15 protein-coding genes are annotated in these 17,771 nt (G+C 53.8%); 7 read left to right on the top strand and 8 right to left on the bottom strand.

Annotated elements, in window-relative coordinates:
- Positions 1 to 124: 124 nt before the first annotated feature.
- The 4 genes from K355_RS0116895 to xylF all read right to left on the bottom strand — a co-directional run bounded on the left by K355_RS0116895 (position 125) and on the right by xylF (position 4,546).
- A complete protein-coding gene (locus tag K355_RS0116895; protein ID WP_022733337.1) occupies positions 125 to 1,306 on the bottom strand; it encodes a fumarylacetoacetate hydrolase family protein in 1,182 nt (393 codons plus the stop codon).
- Entirely contained in the window at positions 1,303 to 2,139 is an 837-nt protein-coding gene (locus K355_RS0116890; protein ID WP_022733336.1) for an ATP-binding cassette domain-containing protein, read from the bottom strand. Before K355_RS0116890 ends, K355_RS0116895 begins: the two co-directional genes overlap by 4 nt.
- An 11-nt stretch (positions 2,140 to 2,150) precedes the next feature.
- Positions 2,151 to 3,416, bottom strand: a complete 1,266-nt coding sequence (locus K355_RS0116885) for a sugar ABC transporter permease (RefSeq protein ID WP_022733335.1) — start codon at positions 3,414 to 3,416, stop codon at positions 2,151 to 2,153.
- A 98-nt stretch (positions 3,417 to 3,514) separates the two neighbouring features.
- Entirely contained in the window at positions 3,515 to 4,546 is a 1,032-nt protein-coding gene (gene xylF / locus K355_RS0116880) for a D-xylose ABC transporter substrate-binding protein (RefSeq protein ID WP_022733334.1), read from the bottom strand.
- Positions 4,547 to 4,787: 241 nt separating this feature from the next.
- Here xylF and K355_RS0116875 point away from each other — a divergent pair, with 241 nt between their 5' ends.
- Positions 4,788 to 5,549, top strand: coding sequence for an SDR family NAD(P)-dependent oxidoreductase (locus K355_RS0116875; RefSeq protein WP_022733333.1), 762 nt, complete (start codon positions 4,788 to 4,790; stop codon positions 5,547 to 5,549).
- 68 nt (positions 5,550 to 5,617) lie between these two features.
- Entirely contained in the window at positions 5,618 to 7,780 is a 2,163-nt protein-coding gene (locus K355_RS0116870; protein WP_022733332.1) for a dihydroxy-acid dehydratase domain-containing protein, read from the top strand.
- Between the two features lie 75 nt (positions 7,781 to 7,855).
- On the opposite strand, the gene purU is transcribed toward K355_RS0116870, so the two are convergent.
- A complete protein-coding gene (purU, locus tag K355_RS0116865) occupies positions 7,856 to 8,740 on the bottom strand; it encodes a formyltetrahydrofolate deformylase (protein ID WP_022733331.1) in 885 nt (294 codons plus the stop codon).
- A 390-nt stretch (positions 8,741 to 9,130) separates the two neighbouring features.
- Between purU and K355_RS0116860 the strand changes: the two genes are divergently transcribed.
- A complete protein-coding gene (locus K355_RS0116860; protein ID WP_022733330.1) occupies positions 9,131 to 9,823 on the top strand; it encodes a dienelactone hydrolase family protein in 693 nt (230 codons plus the stop codon).
- A gap of 74 nt (positions 9,824 to 9,897) precedes the next feature.
- Here the strand turns inward: K355_RS0116860 and argE are convergent, their stop codons facing one another.
- A complete protein-coding gene (gene argE / locus K355_RS0116855) occupies positions 9,898 to 11,082 on the bottom strand; it encodes an acetylornithine deacetylase (protein WP_022733329.1) in 1,185 nt (394 codons plus the stop codon).
- Positions 11,079 to 11,846 (bottom strand): NAD kinase, encoded by a 768-nt coding sequence (locus K355_RS0116850; protein WP_028791691.1) that lies wholly within the window; start codon positions 11,844 to 11,846, stop codon positions 11,079 to 11,081. Before K355_RS0116850 ends, argE begins: the two co-directional genes overlap by 4 nt.
- Positions 11,847 to 12,049: 203 nt before the next feature.
- Between K355_RS0116850 and K355_RS0116845 the strand changes: the two genes are divergently transcribed.
- The 3 genes from K355_RS0116845 to K355_RS0116835 all read left to right on the top strand — a co-directional run bounded on the left by K355_RS0116845 (position 12,050) and on the right by K355_RS0116835 (position 15,169).
- The gene (locus K355_RS0116845; protein ID WP_022733327.1) at positions 12,050 to 12,772 is read left to right on the top strand and encodes a TetR/AcrR family transcriptional regulator; all 723 of its coding nucleotides are present in this window, start codon (positions 12,050 to 12,052) and stop codon (positions 12,770 to 12,772) included.
- Between the two features lie 153 nt (positions 12,773 to 12,925).
- A complete protein-coding gene (locus K355_RS0116840; RefSeq protein ID WP_022733326.1) occupies positions 12,926 to 13,849 on the top strand; it encodes a sulfurtransferase in 924 nt (307 codons plus the stop codon).
- A 108-nt stretch (positions 13,850 to 13,957) separates the two neighbouring features.
- Positions 13,958 to 15,169 (top strand): YeeE/YedE family protein, encoded by a 1,212-nt coding sequence (locus K355_RS0116835; protein WP_022733325.1) that lies wholly within the window; start codon positions 13,958 to 13,960, stop codon positions 15,167 to 15,169.
- A gap of 150 nt (positions 15,170 to 15,319) precedes the next feature.
- Here the strand turns inward: K355_RS0116835 and K355_RS25610 are convergent, their stop codons facing one another.
- Complete coding sequence (locus K355_RS25610) at positions 15,320 to 15,622, bottom strand: hypothetical protein (RefSeq protein WP_022733324.1); 303 nt, start codon at positions 15,620 to 15,622, stop codon at positions 15,320 to 15,322.
- Positions 15,623 to 15,965: 343 nt separating this feature from the next.
- Here K355_RS25610 and K355_RS26220 point away from each other — a divergent pair, with 343 nt between their 5' ends.
- Positions 15,966 to 17,762 (top strand): DEAD/DEAH box helicase, encoded by a 1,797-nt coding sequence (locus K355_RS26220; protein ID WP_022733323.1) that lies wholly within the window; start codon positions 15,966 to 15,968, stop codon positions 17,760 to 17,762.
- The last annotated feature ends 9 nt before the right edge of the window (positions 17,763 to 17,771 follow it).

Here is a 17,771-nt window from a genome sequence, read left to right as displayed (position 1 = left end):
GGTGTCAGTGGCAAGACGGGGCGGGCGAAACTGTCCGCACTCCGTCTTGCTGATATGGGCATTTTTCATCCCGTTTTGGCAAGGGGATAGAAAATCGGAAAGTGCCGCAGCAAATTGCCCGTCCTTAAAGCAAACCACGTGCGGCAAGGTTGGTCATAAGGGCGGTGATCCCGAACTGCCAAGGATTGATCACGTCCGAGCGATCCACCTGATTGATCAGTTTGCCAAGGCTTGGCGTGGCAATGGTCACAAGGTCGCCCATCTCGTGGGTAAAGCCCTTGCCCGCACCGCCCCGGTCATCGGTCGGGGCAAACATGGTGCCCAAAAACAGCATAAAGCCATCGGGATATTGGTGATGTTTGCCAATGGCTTGTGATACAAGGCTTTCGGGGGATCGGCTGATCTGGCTCATCGAGCTGACCGCATCAAGGTGATAGCCATCCGGGCCATCGACAGCCATGGCAAGATCAGCACCCTTAACGGTTTCAAGGGTGAAGCTATCATTAAACAGGCGGATGAACGGCCCGATTGAGCACGACCCGTTGTTGTCTTTTGCCTTGCCCAGCAAAAGGGCAGATCGGCCTTCGACATCGCGCAGGTTGACGTCATTGCCAAGGCTGGCACCGACGATTTTCCCCTGTGACGTGACTGCCAGAACAACTTCGGGTTCCGGGTTGTTCCATGTTGAAATCGGATGCAGGCCAACATGCGCGCCATGACCAACGGCGGACATAGCAGGCGACTTGGTGAAGATTTCCGCATCCGGGCCAATGCCAACTTCGAGATACTGTGACCATGCGCCTTTTTCGATCAGGACCTTTTTGATATCGGCGGCTTTTTCCGATCCCGGTTCGATCTGTGACAGGTCATCGCCTATGATGCCGGTGATTTCGGTGCGAATTTGATCGGACTTACTGGCATCGCCACGGGCCTGTTCTTCGATCACGCGTTCTAGCAGGCTGGCAACGAATGTGACACCACTTGCCTTGATTGCCTGCAAATCATTGGGGCTGAGGAGATGGGCAGTGTTTTTGTCAGCACCCGGTTTTGACTGTGCGAGAACATCTTCAAGGGCGCCAACGATGGGGAAGTTTGCCGGACGCGCCAGTTTGCCAACAAGATCGCCGATTTCAAGAAGCTGGCTGACGGTTGGGGCGATGCTGCTGATGTCGCGCAATTTATCGCCATCAACGAGTACCGGTGTTGGCCCGGAAACGCGCGGATCCCATATGCGTCCAATCAAAATGGCATGGTTGGCATCATCTGGCAGGATGTCATTGAGGTTGGTTGGGAAGCCGTTGGTCATAAGGGTGTCTCGCTTGTCTGGGGGTTGGTCGCGTTGGTGGCGCCCGGTCCGGCCAAATGCAAAAGATGTTCGGGCATCTTGCCCAAAATGATCATGCCAAGAACATCATCATGGGTGACATCTTCTGTTCTGACACTGCCGACCAGTTTGCCGTTTTTCATCACATGAAGGCGATCAGAGAGATCAAATACATCATGAAGGTCGTGACTTATCAATAGAATACCAAGCCCGTCATGTTTGAGCTTGTTAATCAGTTCGCAGACCATTTTGGTTTCATGCACCCCAAGTGCGGCGCATGGCTCATCCATGATCAGGACACGTGCTTCAAACAAAAGCGCGCGTGCAATGGCGACCGACTGGCGCTGACCACCCGACAGGGCGGACACCGGGGATGTGAATTTCTTGAAGTTCGGGTTCAGCCGGTGCAGGACTTCACGCGCCTTATGTTCCATGGCGGCATCATCAAGGAAACCAAACTTGTCGACAAATTCGCGCCCCAAAAACAGGTTCTGCGTAGCGTCAAGGTTATCGGCAAGGGCAAGGTTCTGATAGATCGTCTCGATGTTATTGTCACGTGCATCACGCGCATTTTCAATTTTGGCTTCCTTGCCGTCGACAACGATTTGCCCGGTGTCGGCCTGATAGGCTCCTGACAGAATTTTGATCAGGGTCGATTTTCCTGCCCCATTATGGCCAAGTACCCCGACGACCTCGCCGGGATAAAGGTCGATGGAAACGCCATCCACCGCCTTGACCCCGCCAAAGCTGACATGGATGTCGCGCATTTCGACCAGCGGATTTTTATCAGTATTGGTATCATTCATGTCTGGCATATCCGGTCTCCTTACGCGGTCGGGTCGCTATAGCGACGGTGGAAATACTTGTCGCTAAAGACAGCCAGAACAAGGACCAGCCCGATCACGATACTTTGTAGCGACGTATCAACACCCAAAAGCGCCATACCGCTTTGCAGACTTTGCATTACAAGTGCGCCGATGAGGGCCCCGTAAATCGTACCGACACCCCCGGCAAGCGACGTGCCGCCGATGACAACGGCAGCAATCACACGCAGCTCATCAAGCGTGCCAAGGTCATTGCCAGCTGATTGCAGGCGGGCCGATGATATCGCCGCACTGATGGCGCACAAAACCCCCATCAGGGCAAACACGGCAACGGTCATGCGTTTGACATTGATGCCTGCCAGTTCGGCTGCCTGCGGATTGCCGCCAATCGCAAAGATATAGCGGCCAAAACGGGTGCGCTTAACAACAACGGTCAGGACAATCGCAACCAGGGCGACGATCAGAAGCGGAACAGCAATGCCGTGCGAGATTTCGATATTTTCCGGGGTCACCGGGATGCCCTTGTTCTCAAGGATCCGCTCGGCAGCACGGGTCGGCAGGTGATAGGCGTTTAAGGTTGTGATAACGGCTAAAACCAGTCCGGCCTTGACTATGGTATTGGTGTATTCTGCCCAAATCGGCTTGACCGGAAAATCAAAAGCTAGGCGACGACGACGGTCCATGATGGCGACATATATGATGGCCGCAATGGCAACCGCAGCAACGATCCAGCTCCATGTTGCGCCAATCGTGCCTTCGATCCCGCCGCCCAGTAAAATGAAATTCTGATCAAGCGGGGCAACGGTACGTCCTTGCGTGACCCACCATGCTGATCCACGCCAGACCAGAAGTCCGCCAAGGGTAACAATAAAGGCAGGCACGCCGAGGTAGCCAACAGCAAGTCCCTGTATCCCGCCGATGGCAGCGCCAACCGCAATGCCGATCAAAAGGGTAAGGGCCCACGTCATCGGGTGATTGTAATCAAGGAATTGCGGGAGAAAATCGGTTTGAACAACACCCATGATCATCGCCAGAACGCCAAGGATCGCCCCAACGGAAAGGTCGATATGGCGGGTGACGATAATCAGAACCATGCCGCAGGCCATAACAGCCACAGAGGCGGTCTGAACTGACAGGTTAAAGATATTACGCGGGGTGATAAAGCGCCCGCCCGATGCGATATCAAAACCGACCCATATGATCAGCAGGACGAAAGCCAGACCGATCAGTCGGCGGTCGACTTCCATTTTCGAAAGCAGTCGTGACATGAAAAAGCTCGTAAAGCAGCGGGGCCGACGTGCTGTATTTTGCGCATGGATACAGCTGTCGGCCCCGGGTTAAGCAAGGTCGGAGGAAACTGGCTGCCTTAGTTGCAGGCAGCTACCTTGCCGCTCGAAACGCCTTGGCAAACGACGTCTTTTGAAACCCAGCCAGCATCAATCACGAGATCAAGTTTGTTCTGGGTAATCGCAACCGGATCCAGGAAATAGGATTTCATGGTAACACCGTTCGGGCTTTCCCAGTCGGCTGTGCCGTCAACATCACCAAGTTTGGTTCCACCTGCCAGTTCAACAGCGATTTCAGCCGCGCGCTTGCCAAGAAGGCGGGCATCTTTCCAAACCGAAACCGTCTGGGTGCCAAGAGCAACGCGGTTCAGTGCAGCATGATCGCCATCCTGACCGGAAACCGGGATGCCCTGCATGCCCTGTGCAGAAAGTGCTGCGACAACGCCGCCGGCAGTGCCATCGTTAGAAGCAACAACCGCATCAACCTTGTTGTCGGCAGCGGTTAGGAACTGTTCCATGTTGCGCTGTGCAATTGTTGGCTGCCAGCTATCGGTATAGGCTTCGCCAACAACCTTGATATCACCTGAATCAATCGCAGCCTGAAGAACTTCAAGCTGTCCTTCATGGAGAAGATTGGCATTCGGGTCGGTTGGAGCGCCCTTGATAAAGACGTAGTTGCCTTTTGGTTGCTCGGCAAAGACGGCTTCGGCCTGAAGGCGACCGACTTCCTTGTTGTTGAACGTAATATAATAGGCGCTCGCGTCTTCGATCAGTCGGTCATAGCCAACGACCGGAATGCCTTCGTTCGTTGCCTTCGTCACTGCCGGGCCGATTGACGACGAGTCTTGTGCCAGAACGATCAGTGCATTCGCACCGCGTGCGATCAGGCTTTCGATATCTGAAAGCTGCTTGGACGGAGAGCTTTGCGCATCGGCACTGATATATTCAGCGCCAGCTGCTTCGAGGGCTGCTTTAATGGCAGCTTCGTCAGTTTTCCAGCGTTCTTCCTGGAAGTTTGACCAGCTAACGCCAACGGTGAGGTCGGCGGCAAAGGCATTTGCCGACATCAATACGGTTCCGGCCAGCATGGCCGTCGAAAGGAGTTTTTTCATCTGTTTCTTCCCTGAATGAGTGTGTCTTTAGGCGACATTTATTTTTGTTGTCGAAAAAATGTTGACGTGAAGAGGCCGTCCTGTCAAATTTTTTTTAGTGACCAAATTAAAAAATATGCTAATGCCGCAATATATGCCCTAAATTTCTGCATCTTTAGTATGGATAGGGGGTTTTGGTGGGTTGCAGCGCAGCATTTAATTTGGAAACCTAAAATAAAATGAAAAAATGGCAGGGAACGTTATGACAGCGAAATATCACGACATTGATGGCAAGTCGGTTCTTGTGACCGGCGGGGCATCGGGAATTGGTGCATCAATCGTGCGGGCTTTCTGTGCCCAGGGTGCGCATGTCGGGTTTATCGACATTGACGATGACGCTGCCCAAAAACTGACTGACTCGATCCGCGAAGATCACGGTGTTGCGCCGGTCTATAAATCACTTGATTTGCGTGATCAGGCGGCAATTCCCGGTGCTGTACGCGAACTTTCCGCTGCCATCGGGCCTGTCGATGTTCTGGTTAATAATGCCGCACGCGATGATCGCCATCGCCCCGAAGACATTGGACCGGAACAATGGCGTGACGGGCTTGATGTTAATTTGAACCATCAGTTTTTCTGTGCCCGTGCTGTGGCGCAAGGCATGCGCGAAAAGGGTGGCGGCAGCATTATTAATTTCAGTTCTGTAAGTTATTTAATGGGACTACCCGATCTGGTGACCTATGAAACGGCAAAGGCTGGCATTATTGGCATGACCCGGGCACTGGCCCGAGACTGGGGGACGGAGGGCATTCGAGTCAATACGGTTATTCCCGGCTGTATCATAACCCAACGGCAACTTGATCTCTGGATAACACCCGCCGACGAAGAACGCATTCAGGAACAACAGTGTGTGAAACGTCGTCTTGTCGGTGATGATGTTGCGCAGATGGTTCTGTTTTTGGCGTCTGACGTTTCATCGGCCTGTTCTTCGCAAAGCTTTATTGTCGATGGCGGTCTTGTCTGATCCGCGATAATCTGACAGCTATACACGCCAACGTTCCGCATTCTTGCCCCGATTGAGATAGACCCACCATGTCACCGACCAATCTGCCTGCCCAGCCCGTCATTATTGACGAAGAAGCCAACCCGTACCGTGATTGTATTCAGGGGTTAGCCAATCAACCGATCACAGTGATCAGTCTTTTGCGGAGTGCGGTAAATGAAAATCCGACGGTTGCGCGCGATCGGGATTTTTCCGTTCCTGAAATAAAGGATGTAGTTGGTCGTCTGGTGGAAAACCGTCCGCGTATTGCGATCATTGCCGGTGCGCCCGATCATCCTGCCCACCTTCTGGATCGGCCACAGGCGTTGATGGCGGCCATCCGGATCTGGGAAATGGGCGGGGTGCCGTTCCTGTTTCATGTGCCGGTGATTTGTGATGGCACAGCGCAAAACAATATCGGGCAAAGCTATTCACTGGCATCACGCAATCATACGGCAGCCGCAGTCAACATCACCTTTGAAGGCCATAGCTATCACGCGGCCTATGTCATTGCCGGTTGCGATAAATCGCCGGCTGCTGTGGTGGCGGGGCTGGCATCAGCAGATCATGCGCGCGCCTATCGTGGCGATCAGGCCCCGGTCTGGGCGGTGTTTGCACCATCACACGTTTTAAAGGGTGGCGAAATCCCCGATGGGACGCGCCGGTTGCTTGATAAAATTGCATCCGATGCGGATCATGCCGGGCATGATGACTTGGGCGGGGATATCCGCGAAAACATGCGGTATATCCTGCAATGCACGTCCGATGAGGCCTTTGCCGGATTGCTCGAACGGGCACGTTTGCTTGGATTGATTGATGGGGCGATGGAACGGCGCGTCTTGGATGAACTGGCAACTGCGACCTGTGATTCCAAGGGCGGTATTTGTGCCTTTAACGGCACGGGGAATTCATCGCGCACCATGCTGGCGGCCTTTGGTCTGACGCCGCCGGAACTGGAACTGCTGACCGATGTTCCGCCTTTTGCGGCGGTCGCGGCCGGAGTTGATGCGCTGTTTGGCGTCTTTAATAAACCGGAATATGCGATTGGCAATTTGCTTAAGGCCAATTTTGCCAATTTCGTGCGTGTTCATAATGCCACCGGGTCCAGCAGTAATATGCTGCTACATTTGCCGTTCATGATGCGCTATGCCGGATTTGATGTCTCGATTGACGACTATCAGGATGTCCGGACCAAAACCCCGGTGCCGGAGATCTTCGCTCATAGCTTAACCGAAAATCGCGACACGTTCGTTTTGGCTCAGCAAATGGCCGAAGGCAAAAATCGCGGCATGGAAAGTATTTATCGCATTTTGAGCGACCTTGGTGTGGCGATGGATCTTGATGCGCCGACGGTTCTTGGTAAGACATGGGGCGAGCGTATCGCCAATTTGGTTGATCCGGTCGATGTTACCCTTGGCGATGCATCGGTTATCCGGGCAACGCCGGTCCGTCAACGATCCGGCGTTGATGTTATTACCGGCAGTTTCTTTGAAAACTGCGCGGTCAAAACATCGGGTATGAGTGACCGGCTGTTATCGCATTTCGATGATCATGTTTTCATCGTGCGCTATTACGAAAATGAACATGTTTGTAATGGTGATTTTGCATCACCCGATCTGGTCGCCCGCCTGATGGAAACCGATGGTGTCAGCGAAGAACTGATTGCCGCTGTTGTCCGCCGTAACGGTGGAAATCGTGTTGATATGGATGCCCCGAAGGACATGTTTGAACAAGGGCACCTTTCCTTTGCCTTTGTCATTGGCGGGCAGGGGCCAGAAGCTTATGGCATGCCGGAAATGTTTTCACCGTCACAGAACCTGCGCCATCACCGCATTCTTGAAGCATCCTCGATGCTGATTACCGATGGGCGATATTCCGGTGTGACCAAGGGGGCCTGCATTGGGCATATGGTCCCCGAAGCCTTCGCGGGCGGTGGAATTGGTTATTTGTGTGACGGGGATGTTTTGCGTCTTAATCTGACGTCGCTGACCCTTGATTGGCTTGATCCAAAGACCTTTATTGAAGGGCGCGAATTACCAGCCGATCCTAAACTTCAGGTTGATCGGGCTCAAATGTTTGACGCGCGGTTTAAACGTATGGAATCCCGTCAGTGCGATATTGCTGCGAGTAATGTGCTTGATGGTATTGGGAATGCCGCGCGCGGGATTGTTCCACCTGCTGTCGACCGGCGGGCTGTTAAAGACTGGCGTTGATCGGCTAACAACATCAGGTTCGGAATCCAAACATGAAAAAGCCCCGGTCTTTAAAAGGCCGGGGCTTTTTTTGAGTTATCCCATCCGCTCGGATGCGTAGCTTCCCGGACTTGGCGGGAAGACGATGGTGCGATTGCCGTTGATGAAGGATCGATGGTGGATGTGGGCATGAACCGCGCGCGCCAGCACCTGACTTTCAACATCACGTCCGATGGATACGTAGTCGGCAGAGTTTTGTGCATGGGTGATGCGGGCAAGGTCCTGTTCAATGATCGGGCCTTCGTCGAGGTCGGCGGTCACGTAATGGGCGGTGGCCCCGATCAGTTTCACACCACGTTCATAGGCCTGACGATATGGGTTCGCACCTTTAAAGCTTGGCAGGAATGAATGGTGGATATTGATGATCCGGCCACTCATTTTCTTGCAAAGATTATCGGAAAGAACCTGCATGTAGCGGGCAAGAACGATCAGTTCGACGTCGCTATCGGCAACCAGATCAAGAAGCTTCTTTTCGGCTTCGGGCTTGTTGTCCTTGGTCACCGGGATGTGGTGGAATGGAATGTCGTGGTTAACAATGACCTTTTGATAATCGAAATGGTTTGACACCACGCCGACAATATCAATTGGCAAGGCGCCGATTTTCCAGCGATACAAAAGATCATTCAGACAATGACCAAAACGCGACACCATCAGAAGAACGCGCATCTTATGATCGCTGTCGTGGAACTGATAGTTCATGCCAAGTTTAGTCGCCGCACCATCAAAGCCACGTGACAGGGTTTCCTGATCAACACCTTCTTCGCTGACGAAGGCGACCCGCATAAAGAACAGACCGGTTTCCATATCGTCGAACTGGGAGCTGTCGGTGATGTTACAGCCATGTTCAGCCAAATAGGCGGAAATAGCGGCAACGATCCCGCGCTGGGAGTCACAGGTGACTGTCAGAACGTAGCTTTTCATCTCGTTCGGCCTTCAATTAAACAGTTATTAAAATTGCCCGACCCGGTCAATCGGGGAATGTCGCAGGGGCGGGCAGAAGCATTAAATATCAAGTGTGTTTTCGCGCTCCCAGAGCGAGAAATGCGAAACATATGAATTCCACTCTTTCTGCTTGAGGTACGCTTTTGAAACATGATGCTCCGAAGTTCGCCGCAACGTCCAACAAATGGCAATCGAATTCAATTAGATAATACGAGATATCAATCTTAGTTTGCGCAATTGATTGTTGAAATGTGTTTTTTGGTGACCAAACCTTGTGGTTCCGTGATCTTGGCATACTTCATTCACCAATGATCTGCGGGCAGCTTAAGGCCTGTGGGATTTAAGATCAAATCAAGGAGCCTTATCACGATGACCAAGCTGAATGTCACCACCCCGGACGGTTCATTTGATGCCTATGTCGCTATGCCCGCAACATTGCCCGCACCTGTTGTCGTTGTTATTCAGGAAATATTTGGCGTCAATGCGGTAATGCGTGACATTGCCGACGATTATGCCAAACAGGGCTATATCGCCGTCTGTCCCGATCTGTTCTGGCGGATTGAGCCGGGCATCGACATTACCGACAAAACTGAGGCCGAATGGAAGCAGGCATTTGGCTATTATCAGTCGTTCAATGTCGATAAGGGTGTCGAAGACATTTCGGCAACCATGAAGGCCGCCCGCAGCCTTGAGGGGGCGAATGGCAAGGTTGGTGTGGTTGGCTTCTGTCTTGGTGGTTTGCTGACGTTTCTGTCGGCAACACGCACCGATGGCGATGCGTTTGCGGCCTATTACGGTGGGGGCATGAACAATTACATGAATGAAGCGGACAACATCAAAAATCCGCTGATTGTTCATCTGGCCGGGAATGATGAATTTATCCCGACCGAGGCGCAGGACGTTATCAAGGAAGCCCTTGGGGATCATGACCTGACCGAGCTTCATTTTTATCCGGGCCGTGATCATGCCTTTGCGCGTAAGGGTGGGGCGCATTACGACAAAACCGATGCCGATACCGCCAATGCTCGAACAGCAGAATTCTTTGAAGCCAATCTGGCTTAAGCACGTTACATGCAACGCAAGAAGGGCTGCGATTTTCGCAGCTCTTCTTTATGTCTGATGCCCATGGAAGCAGCTTACTTCGCAAGTGCGCCGATTAGTTTATCGAGGAACACTTCGCATCGGCCAAGCTGATCAAGTTCGATGAATTCGTCGGGTTTGTGGGCCTGTTCAATGTTGCCCGGGCCGCAAACCACCGTGGGAATTTCGCCCATGGCAGAAAAGACGCCGGCTTCTGTGCCAAAGCTGACCTTGCCGGTTGTGTTCGCACCGGTTAGCGCCATGACCAGTTTGGTGACTTCTTCGTCATCGCCGGTGGCAAGGCCGGGCATATCGGATACGACTTCGATTTCAACGCCAACATCGTCGTAGGTTTCGCGCATTTCCGGGATGAGGGTGTTGTCGAGATAATCGAAAATCTGTCCTTTAAGTTCCATGCGGTCATGGTTGGGCAGATTACGAAATTCGAAATCAACAAAGCAGTTTTGCGGGATAATGTTGAGCTGCGTACCACCGTTGATCACGCCGGAATGAAACGTGGTGTGATTGGGCACGAAATCATCATCATGCGGGCCTTCATCGCGGCATTTCCGGCCAAGCTGGCGCAGGAAAACCACGAATTGGGACGCAAACTCGACAGCATTAACGCCTTCGCCCGGAAGCGACGAATGCCCGGACCGCCCGGTGAAATGCGCACGGGCGGAATATTTGCCCTTATGCTGGGTAATGACCTTCATTTCGGTCGGTTCACCGACAATGCACATGGCAGGTTTGTGCAGCAGATTATTGATTGCCTCTACCAAGCTTGGCACGCCAAGGCAGCCGACTTCTTCATCGTAAGTGAATGCCAGATGGATGGGGACGCGAAGATCTGCATTTTTAAAGGTTTCAGCCTTAGCCAAAAGGCAGGCCAGAAAACCCTTCATGTCACATGATCCACGGCCATAAAGCCGATCATCGCGAATGTCGATGGTGTAGGGATCAGATGCCCAATTCTGGCCTTCGGTCGGGACCACGTCGCTATGCCCAGATAGGATCACACCGCCATCAACCTTTGGCCCAATCGTCGCATAGAGATTGGCCTTGGTGTTGCTATCATCGCGCACGACAAGGCAATCATAACCAAGCGGTTCAAGATATGCTTTGACCTCTTCAATCAGGGCCATGTTGGGGGTCATGCTGACCGATGGGTGGGCAATCAGTTTGCGGCACCAGTCAAGGGTGGCTTCTGACGGGGCAAGGGTGTTGGGGGCGGTGGTCATTCGACGAATTGTTCCTTTAGGATGCGTTCTTCAAGGTTATGTTCCGGATCAAACATCAGTCTGATTTTCATGCTGCGGTCTTCGACGATCTTAACGCGCGAAACATCGCGGACCTCGGTATAGTCGGCGACGGCCGAAACCGGGCGCTTTTCCGGGTTTTGGACTTCAAAAACAACTTCAGCACCATGGGGTAAAAGTGCACCACGCCAGCGACGGGGACGAAACGGACTGATCGGGGTCAGGGCCAAAAGGCCGCTTCCCATCGGCAGGATCGGACCATGCGCCGACAGGTTATAGGCCGTACTGCCTGCGGGGGTACACACCAACGCACCATCACATACCAGTTCGGCCAGTCGTTCAACCCCGTCGACCTTAATGCGCAATTTTGCCGCCTGACGGGTTTCACGCAGAAGCGAGACCTCGTTAATTGCAAGCGCACACATGCTTTCACCACTGACGGTATGGGCTTCCATTTGCAAGGGGTGGAGCTCGACCGTCTGGGCTTCTGCGATGCGTTCGGGCAGATCAATTTCCCGAAATTCGTTCATCAAAAAGCCGACAGTTCCACGGTTCATGCCATAGATCGGCACCTTGCGACCCATATAACGGTGCAGGGATTCCAGCATGAAGCCGTCGCCACCAAGGGCAACGATGACGTCTGCCTTGTCAGGTGGGATATGGCCGTAACGGTGTTTCAGCCGATACATCGCATCTTGGGCGATTTTGGTTTCGGCTGCGACAAAGGCGATGGAATCCGTTTGCATCTGCTTCCCGACGGGTAATTCACGCAAAACCCCAAGGGGCTATCGCCAACAATAGAGTACGCTTTGCTTTGAATTGCAAGGGTCTGCGTGGTGCAACGGGGCATGTGACGTGTGGTGGTTCACCTTATGAACAAGCTGGTTGATCTTGGCGGGAAAACAGAGGAACCTGAGATTCTTGTTCATTTGCCAAGTTAGTATGTCGTATGACCAAATCGCCCTTTAGCATTTCATCTGCTCTTTCGCGGATTTCCCGCCCCGACAACAGTCAGGATGACGCGGGCACGGCACTTGATCTGACGCCTGAGACGGCTCTTGTGCCAAAACGGGTGCGTAATCCCGATGAAACCCGGCAAAAGCTTTTGGATGCGGCATTTGGTGAAATCCGTCGCGCGGGGTTTGGCGGGGCATCGATCAATAATATTCTCGATCATAGTGGTGTGACTAAAGGTGCGCTGTACCACCACTTTTCCGGCAAGGCCAAGCTGGTGAATGCCGTGATCGAGGAATGCCTTCCGGGATATGTTGATACGGTCTGGCTGAACGAGCTTGAAAACGCCGAAGACATCTTGCCCATCCTGATGGAGCAGGTTGACCGGCTTAGCGGTGATAATGCCCCGGAGCTTCTTGAGGGCGGCTGCCCGCTCGCACGGCTGGCGTCGGGTGCGGGGGAGCTTGATGAAAGTTTACGCAAACGTATTGATGGTGTTTACCGTTATTGGCGGCGCGGGCTGGCATCCCATATCGGCAAGGCACAGTTTAACAAAACCGTGCGAACGGATGTTGAGCCGTCGTCTGTGGCAGAATTCCTGATTGCTACCCTGCATGGTTTCCTGACCCGGCCCCCAGCCTTGCGCAATCTTGAAACCCAGGATGCCTTTGCGCGCGAATTTGCCCGTTATCTGAATAACCTGCGCCCGGCGGGATGATTCCCTGATTTGAATGCAGTAGGGATGGCAGGGTTTCGTCGAATCTAAATAAACAAAAATAAAATGTATAATTAGCTTTATTGACATTTTTATCTGCGTGATTACATCTCTTCTACAGATTTATGACACTCTTGAAATATGGAGACAGGCCCCATGCGTTCTCTCATTCTTTCTGCGGTTGCCGCAGCCGCATTTGTTTTTGCCGGTAGCGCTGCTCAGGCTGAGCGTCTGACCGAAAAGCCACTGGTGGATTCCAACTGGGTTGAAGCAAACCTTGATAACCCGTCGCTGGTTGTTGTTGATATTCGTTCAATGACCAAAGAGGGCAGCCCCTATGATGCCGGTCACATTCCCGGTTCGATTTATGCGCCGTATGGTAAATTTGGCTGGCGTGCCAAGGTCGACAATGTTGTTGGCATGCTGCCGCCCGTCGACGTGATTTCAGGTCGTATTGGCGCACTTGGTATCGATAACGACAAACAGGTTGTTGTCGTCCCGGCGGGGCAGAACAGCTCCGACTTTGGTGCTGCGACACGTGTGTACTGGACATTTAAGGTGCTTGGTCATGATGCAGTGACCATTCTTGATGGCGGCCAGCGGGCTTGGAATGCGGCGGGCAAAGCCGTTTCGACTGATGCGGTCGCGCCGATCACGGTTGCCTTTAACGCCAATTTCCGTCCGGAGCTGCTGGCGTCTGCTGATGACGTTGCCAAGGCGCAAGCCAATGGTCTTGCGCTGATTGATGCGCGTCCGGTATCGCAGTTCAAGGGGGAATCAAAAAGCGGTGTTGTTGCGCGTAATGGCGCCATTCCGGGGGCGAAAAACATCTCGCAGTCGAAATTCTATAACGACCAGGACGGTGCCTTTGTTGCATCCGATGCGATTGAGCAACTGGTTGGTGATGCCGGTGTTGCGTCCGATGCCAAGGAAATCACCTATTGCAATACCGGCCATTGGGCATCCGTTGCATGGTTCGGTCTTTCCGAAGTGATGGGCAATAAGAACACAGCCATGTATGATGGTTCCCTGACCGAATGGGCTGCCGATCCAAGCCGTGAAATGGTGATCCCGGAATAATCGGGATTTTTCAGGCACTGCTATTGGCAAGATCATGTCGGACGGAACCGGGCAGGCCCCGGTTCCGTTCGCATTTGTGGAATTCATTTAACGTTATTGAGCGTCACCATGTCTGAAACGACACTTTCTGCGCGCCCGGCCAAACCGGGTTTTGATTTTGACAGGGGCCCGGCCTTGGTCACGGCCATCCTGTTTATCCTTGCAGGCGTTGCGATTGCCCAGGCGGTCGATCTGCATCAGGCCGTGCTTTACGGTCTTGGCGGGCTGCTGGGCGTTTCGCTATACCATGCATCCTTTGGCTTTACGGGCGGTTGGCGCCGTTTTTCGGTCGAGAAGCGCGGACGTGCGATGCGCGCGCAGCTTTTGATGGTCGGTGTTGCGGCGGCGGCCTTTATCCCGATGCTTGCCCTTGGAAGCCCGCTTGGAAATCCGATTGTTGGTGCGGTTGCGCCTGTTGGCACCTCGGTCTTGATCGGCGCGTTTATGTTCGGTCTTGGCATGCAGCTTGGGGGTGGTTGCGGGTCGGGCACATTGTTCACCGTGGGCGGTGGCAGTGCGCGCATGTTACTCACCCTTGTTTTCTTTATCATCGGTGCAGTGGTTGGCACCGCCCATTTGCCGATGTGGCTTGAGCTGCCATCCTTGCCACCGATTAGCCTGGGTCGTGAATTTGGCATCGGCGGTGGTCTTGCGGTGACGTTTGCCGGTTTGGTGCTGATCGCACTTTTGACGGTGATTGTTGAAAAACGCGCGCACGGGTCACTTGAAGCATCGCCAATCGCGCAGCACAGTAATCTTACCCGTCTTTTCCATGGGCCGTGGCCGATGGTTTGGACCGGGTTGCTGTTGGCGGGGCTTAATGTTGCAACCCTTTTGATTGCCGGTCATCCGTGGTCGATCACGTTTGGTTTTGGCCTTTGGGGGGCTAAGATTGCCCAGTTCGCCGGGGTTCCGGTGGAAACATGGGAGTTCTGGAATTGGGCAGGCCCGGCCGACGCATTGGGCAACTCGGTTCTGGCCGACACTACATCGGTGATGAACTTCGGCATCGTTATCGGCGCGGCCTTTGCTGCTGCCCTTGCGGGTAAGTTTGCACCGAAAGTCAGTGTGCCGTTGGCGTCGCTTATGGCGGCGGTCATTGGCGGGTTGCTGATGGGGTATGGTGCGCGTTTGGCGTTTGGCTGCAACATCGGCGCGTTCTTTAGCGGTATCGCATCGGGTAGCCTGCATGGCTGGTTGTGGTTTGTACTGGCGTTTGCCGGCAGTTGGGTCGGTATTGCATTGCGTCCTGTGTTTGGAATGGATGGTTTTCGAAAATGAGCGAGAAAAACACACTTCTGTTTGGAGCGGTCTTCCTTGCTGCTACGGGTGCGGTTGCACTCGACCATTACAGCCATACGGCGAATATTCCGGCGATCGCCAACCCGGCCCCTGCCAAGCTTCCGGCCGCTGGGAGCAATCCGTGTGCTGCTAATCCTTGTGGCGCGAATCCATGTGCAGCCAACCCATGTTCTGCAAATCCATGTGGCGCGGCGCCCTGTGCGGCAAACCCGTGTGGGGCGAATCCCTGTGCTGCATACAACCCATGTTCGGCGGGTAACCCTTGTTCTGTGGCAAACCCATGTGCCGCCTATAATCCATGTGGGGCGAACCCGTGCGCCGCTGGTGGGGTAAATCCTTGCGGTGCGAATCCATGCGCTGCTTATAACCCTTGTGCGCCGTCAACGGCCAATCCATGTGCTTCTGCCAGCCCTTGTGGCGCATATAATCCATGCGGCGCGGCAAATCCGTGTTCGGTGAATTAGCGGTTGAATGCTATGGTTTATGCGCCCGGTGGCACTGATGCGCCGGGTCGGAGCGGATAAAACTCTGATCTTGCATGAATATGACGTTTGACAAGCGGTAAAAACTCTGTGCATGGTGTCTTCGATATTTGATCGCTCCAGAAGCGTAGAGGGAACGAAAGTTCCACACTGTTGAGTGATTGTCGGAAGAACGTATTGAAGTATCCAGCTACGCGGATGCTTCCTGAACTACAAGGCGCAGACCTGATTACTATATTTTACCGGGATTTTTCCCAGCTGTCTGCAGCCCAACAATTACGAGTTACCCTTATTTGACCCAGTTTTCCGAACTCGGCCTGGCCGAGCCGGTTCTTCGTGCACTAGCGCATGAAGGCTATGATGTGCCCACCCCAATTCAGGCGCAGTCCATTCCGTCCCTGCTACAAGGCAAGGACCTGCTTGGTATCGCTCAGACCGGTACCGGCAAGACGGCAGCTTTCGCGTTGCCGATTCTTGATCGCCTTTCGAAATCCGAAGGCCGTACTCCCAAAGGTTCCTGCCGTGTGCTGGTTCTGGCTCCGACGCGCGAACTAGCCGCGCAGATCGGTGATAGCTTCCGTGCCTATGGTCGCTTCTTGAACGTCCGCGTTGCTGTGGTCGTTGGTGGTGTTGCGCCTGGTCCGCAGATCAAGGCTATTGTACCGGGTGTTGAGGTGCTTGTCGCCACACCGGGTCGTTTGCTTGATCACGTTGATAGCGGAAAGCTCAACCTGTCCCACGTGGATGTGGTTGTGCTTGATGAAGCTGACCATATGCTTGATCTCGGTTTTTTGCCGCCGATCAAACGCATTGTCAAAATGCTCCCCAAAAAGCGTCAGAACCTGTTCTTTTCGGCAACCATGCCCGGCCAGATTGGCCAGTTGGCAGGGGATATGCTGTCAGATCCGGTGAAGGTGTCGGTAACCCCGGTTTCCACCACGCAAGAACGGGTCGAACAATCGGTTTACCTGATTGAGCGCACCCGCAAGCGTCAGCTTCTGGCCGAGCTTCTTGACAATCCTGCATTCAAACGCACGCTGGTCTTTACCCGGACCAAACGTGGTGCCGATCGTGTTGCCCGTCATCTTGAGGCAAACAAGATCAGTGCAGCAGCCATTCACGGTAATAAAAGTCAGAACCAGCGTGAACGCGCCCTGAACGCCTTTAAGGACGGTCAGATTGGTGTGCTGGTGGCAACCGATATTGCTGCACGTGGTATCGATGTTGACGGCGTGACCCACGTTGTGAACTTCGAATTGCCGAATGTGCCTGAAAGTTATGTCCACCGTATCGGCCGTACGGCCCGTGGTGGTGCCAGTGGTTCCGCGATTGCATTTTGTGATGCAGAAGAACGCGGTCTGCTGCGCGATATCGAACGAAATACACGCCAGACGATCCCCGTGATTGACCGTCGTGATGCCAAGGCCGCCGCCGAACAGGCAGCCGATCCTGAAGATGCGCGTGATGCCAATCGCGGTCGTCGTTCAAGCGGTGGTGGTCAGTCACGCGGTAACGGTGGTCGTGGAAACGGCCGTGGCAATGGTGGCGGAAATCGTCAGGCTGCTTCTGGTCGTAATGACCGGTCCGAGCAGCGTGCTTCTGGTCCGCGTCGCGAACGTGATGATGCCCGTTCGGCGGCGCCGCGTCGTGATGCCGAAGGCCGCGCCAACGCCAACGCAGGCACAAATGACAAAGTCGCTGCTAACCCGGCTCTGGAAAAATCGAAAAGTCGTTACAAAGGCGGGATCAGTTCCAAGCCGGCGAACGGCCGTGGTAACGGCACTGGAAACGGTGCTGGTCAAGCTGATAGTCGCAAGCGCCCAGCCAAAAAGGTCGATTCCAACGGGAACGTCCGTGATGGCGCGCAGAACGGCAATGCAATTTCTTCCGGTCTGTCCTTTATGGGCAGCACGGAAGAACGCCGCGCGAATGGCAACGGGGCCAATGGCCGCGGAAATGCCAATCCGCAAGGCAAGCGCGGCGGTGCAAACCGCAATCGCAATCATCGTGGCCCACAATCTGGCGGGCAGCCAGGTGGTTCAGGCCGCAACAAACCTTCCGATAATCAGAGAAGTCGCGAACGCGTCTGATTTGATTAT

Source organism: Thalassospira lucentensis MCCC 1A00383 = DSM 14000 (assembly GCF_000421265.1).
Taxonomy (GTDB): Bacteria; Pseudomonadota; Alphaproteobacteria; order Rhodospirillales; family Thalassospiraceae; genus Thalassospira; species Thalassospira lucentensis.
This window is presented reverse-complemented; position numbering and strand designations above follow the sequence as displayed.

Coding starts and splice junctions, on each gene's coding strand:
- K355_RS0116895 (WP_022733337.1), bottom strand. CDS start 1,306: ATGACCAACGGCTTCCCAACCAACCTCAATGACATCCTGCCAGATGAT.
- K355_RS0116890 (WP_022733336.1), bottom strand. CDS start 2,139: ATGCCAGACATGAATGATACCAATACTGATAAAAATCCGCTGGTCGAA.
- K355_RS0116885 (WP_022733335.1), bottom strand. CDS start 3,416: ATGTCACGACTGCTTTCGAAAATGGAAGTCGACCGCCGACTGATCGGT.
- xylF (WP_022733334.1), bottom strand. CDS start 4,546: ATGAAAAAACTCCTTTCGACGGCCATGCTGGCCGGAACCGTATTGATG.
- K355_RS0116875 (WP_022733333.1), top strand. CDS start 4,788: ATGACAGCGAAATATCACGACATTGATGGCAAGTCGGTTCTTGTGACC.
- K355_RS0116870 (WP_022733332.1), top strand. CDS start 5,618: ATGTCACCGACCAATCTGCCTGCCCAGCCCGTCATTATTGACGAAGAA.
- purU (WP_022733331.1), bottom strand. CDS start 8,740: ATGAAAAGCTACGTTCTGACAGTCACCTGTGACTCCCAGCGCGGGATC.
- K355_RS0116860 (WP_022733330.1), top strand. CDS start 9,131: ATGACCAAGCTGAATGTCACCACCCCGGACGGTTCATTTGATGCCTAT.
- argE (WP_022733329.1), bottom strand. CDS start 11,082: ATGACCACCGCCCCCAACACCCTTGCCCCGTCAGAAGCCACCCTTGAC.
- K355_RS0116850 (WP_028791691.1), bottom strand. CDS start 11,846: ATGCAAACGGATTCCATCGCCTTTGTCGCAGCCGAAACCAAAATCGCC.
- K355_RS0116845 (WP_022733327.1), top strand. CDS start 12,050: ATGACCAAATCGCCCTTTAGCATTTCATCTGCTCTTTCGCGGATTTCC.
- K355_RS0116840 (WP_022733326.1), top strand. CDS start 12,926: ATGCGTTCTCTCATTCTTTCTGCGGTTGCCGCAGCCGCATTTGTTTTT.
- K355_RS0116835 (WP_022733325.1), top strand. CDS start 13,958: ATGTCTGAAACGACACTTTCTGCGCGCCCGGCCAAACCGGGTTTTGAT.
- K355_RS25610 (WP_022733324.1), bottom strand. CDS start 15,622: ATGGATTATATGCGCCACAAGGGCTGGCAGAAGCACATGGATTGGCCG.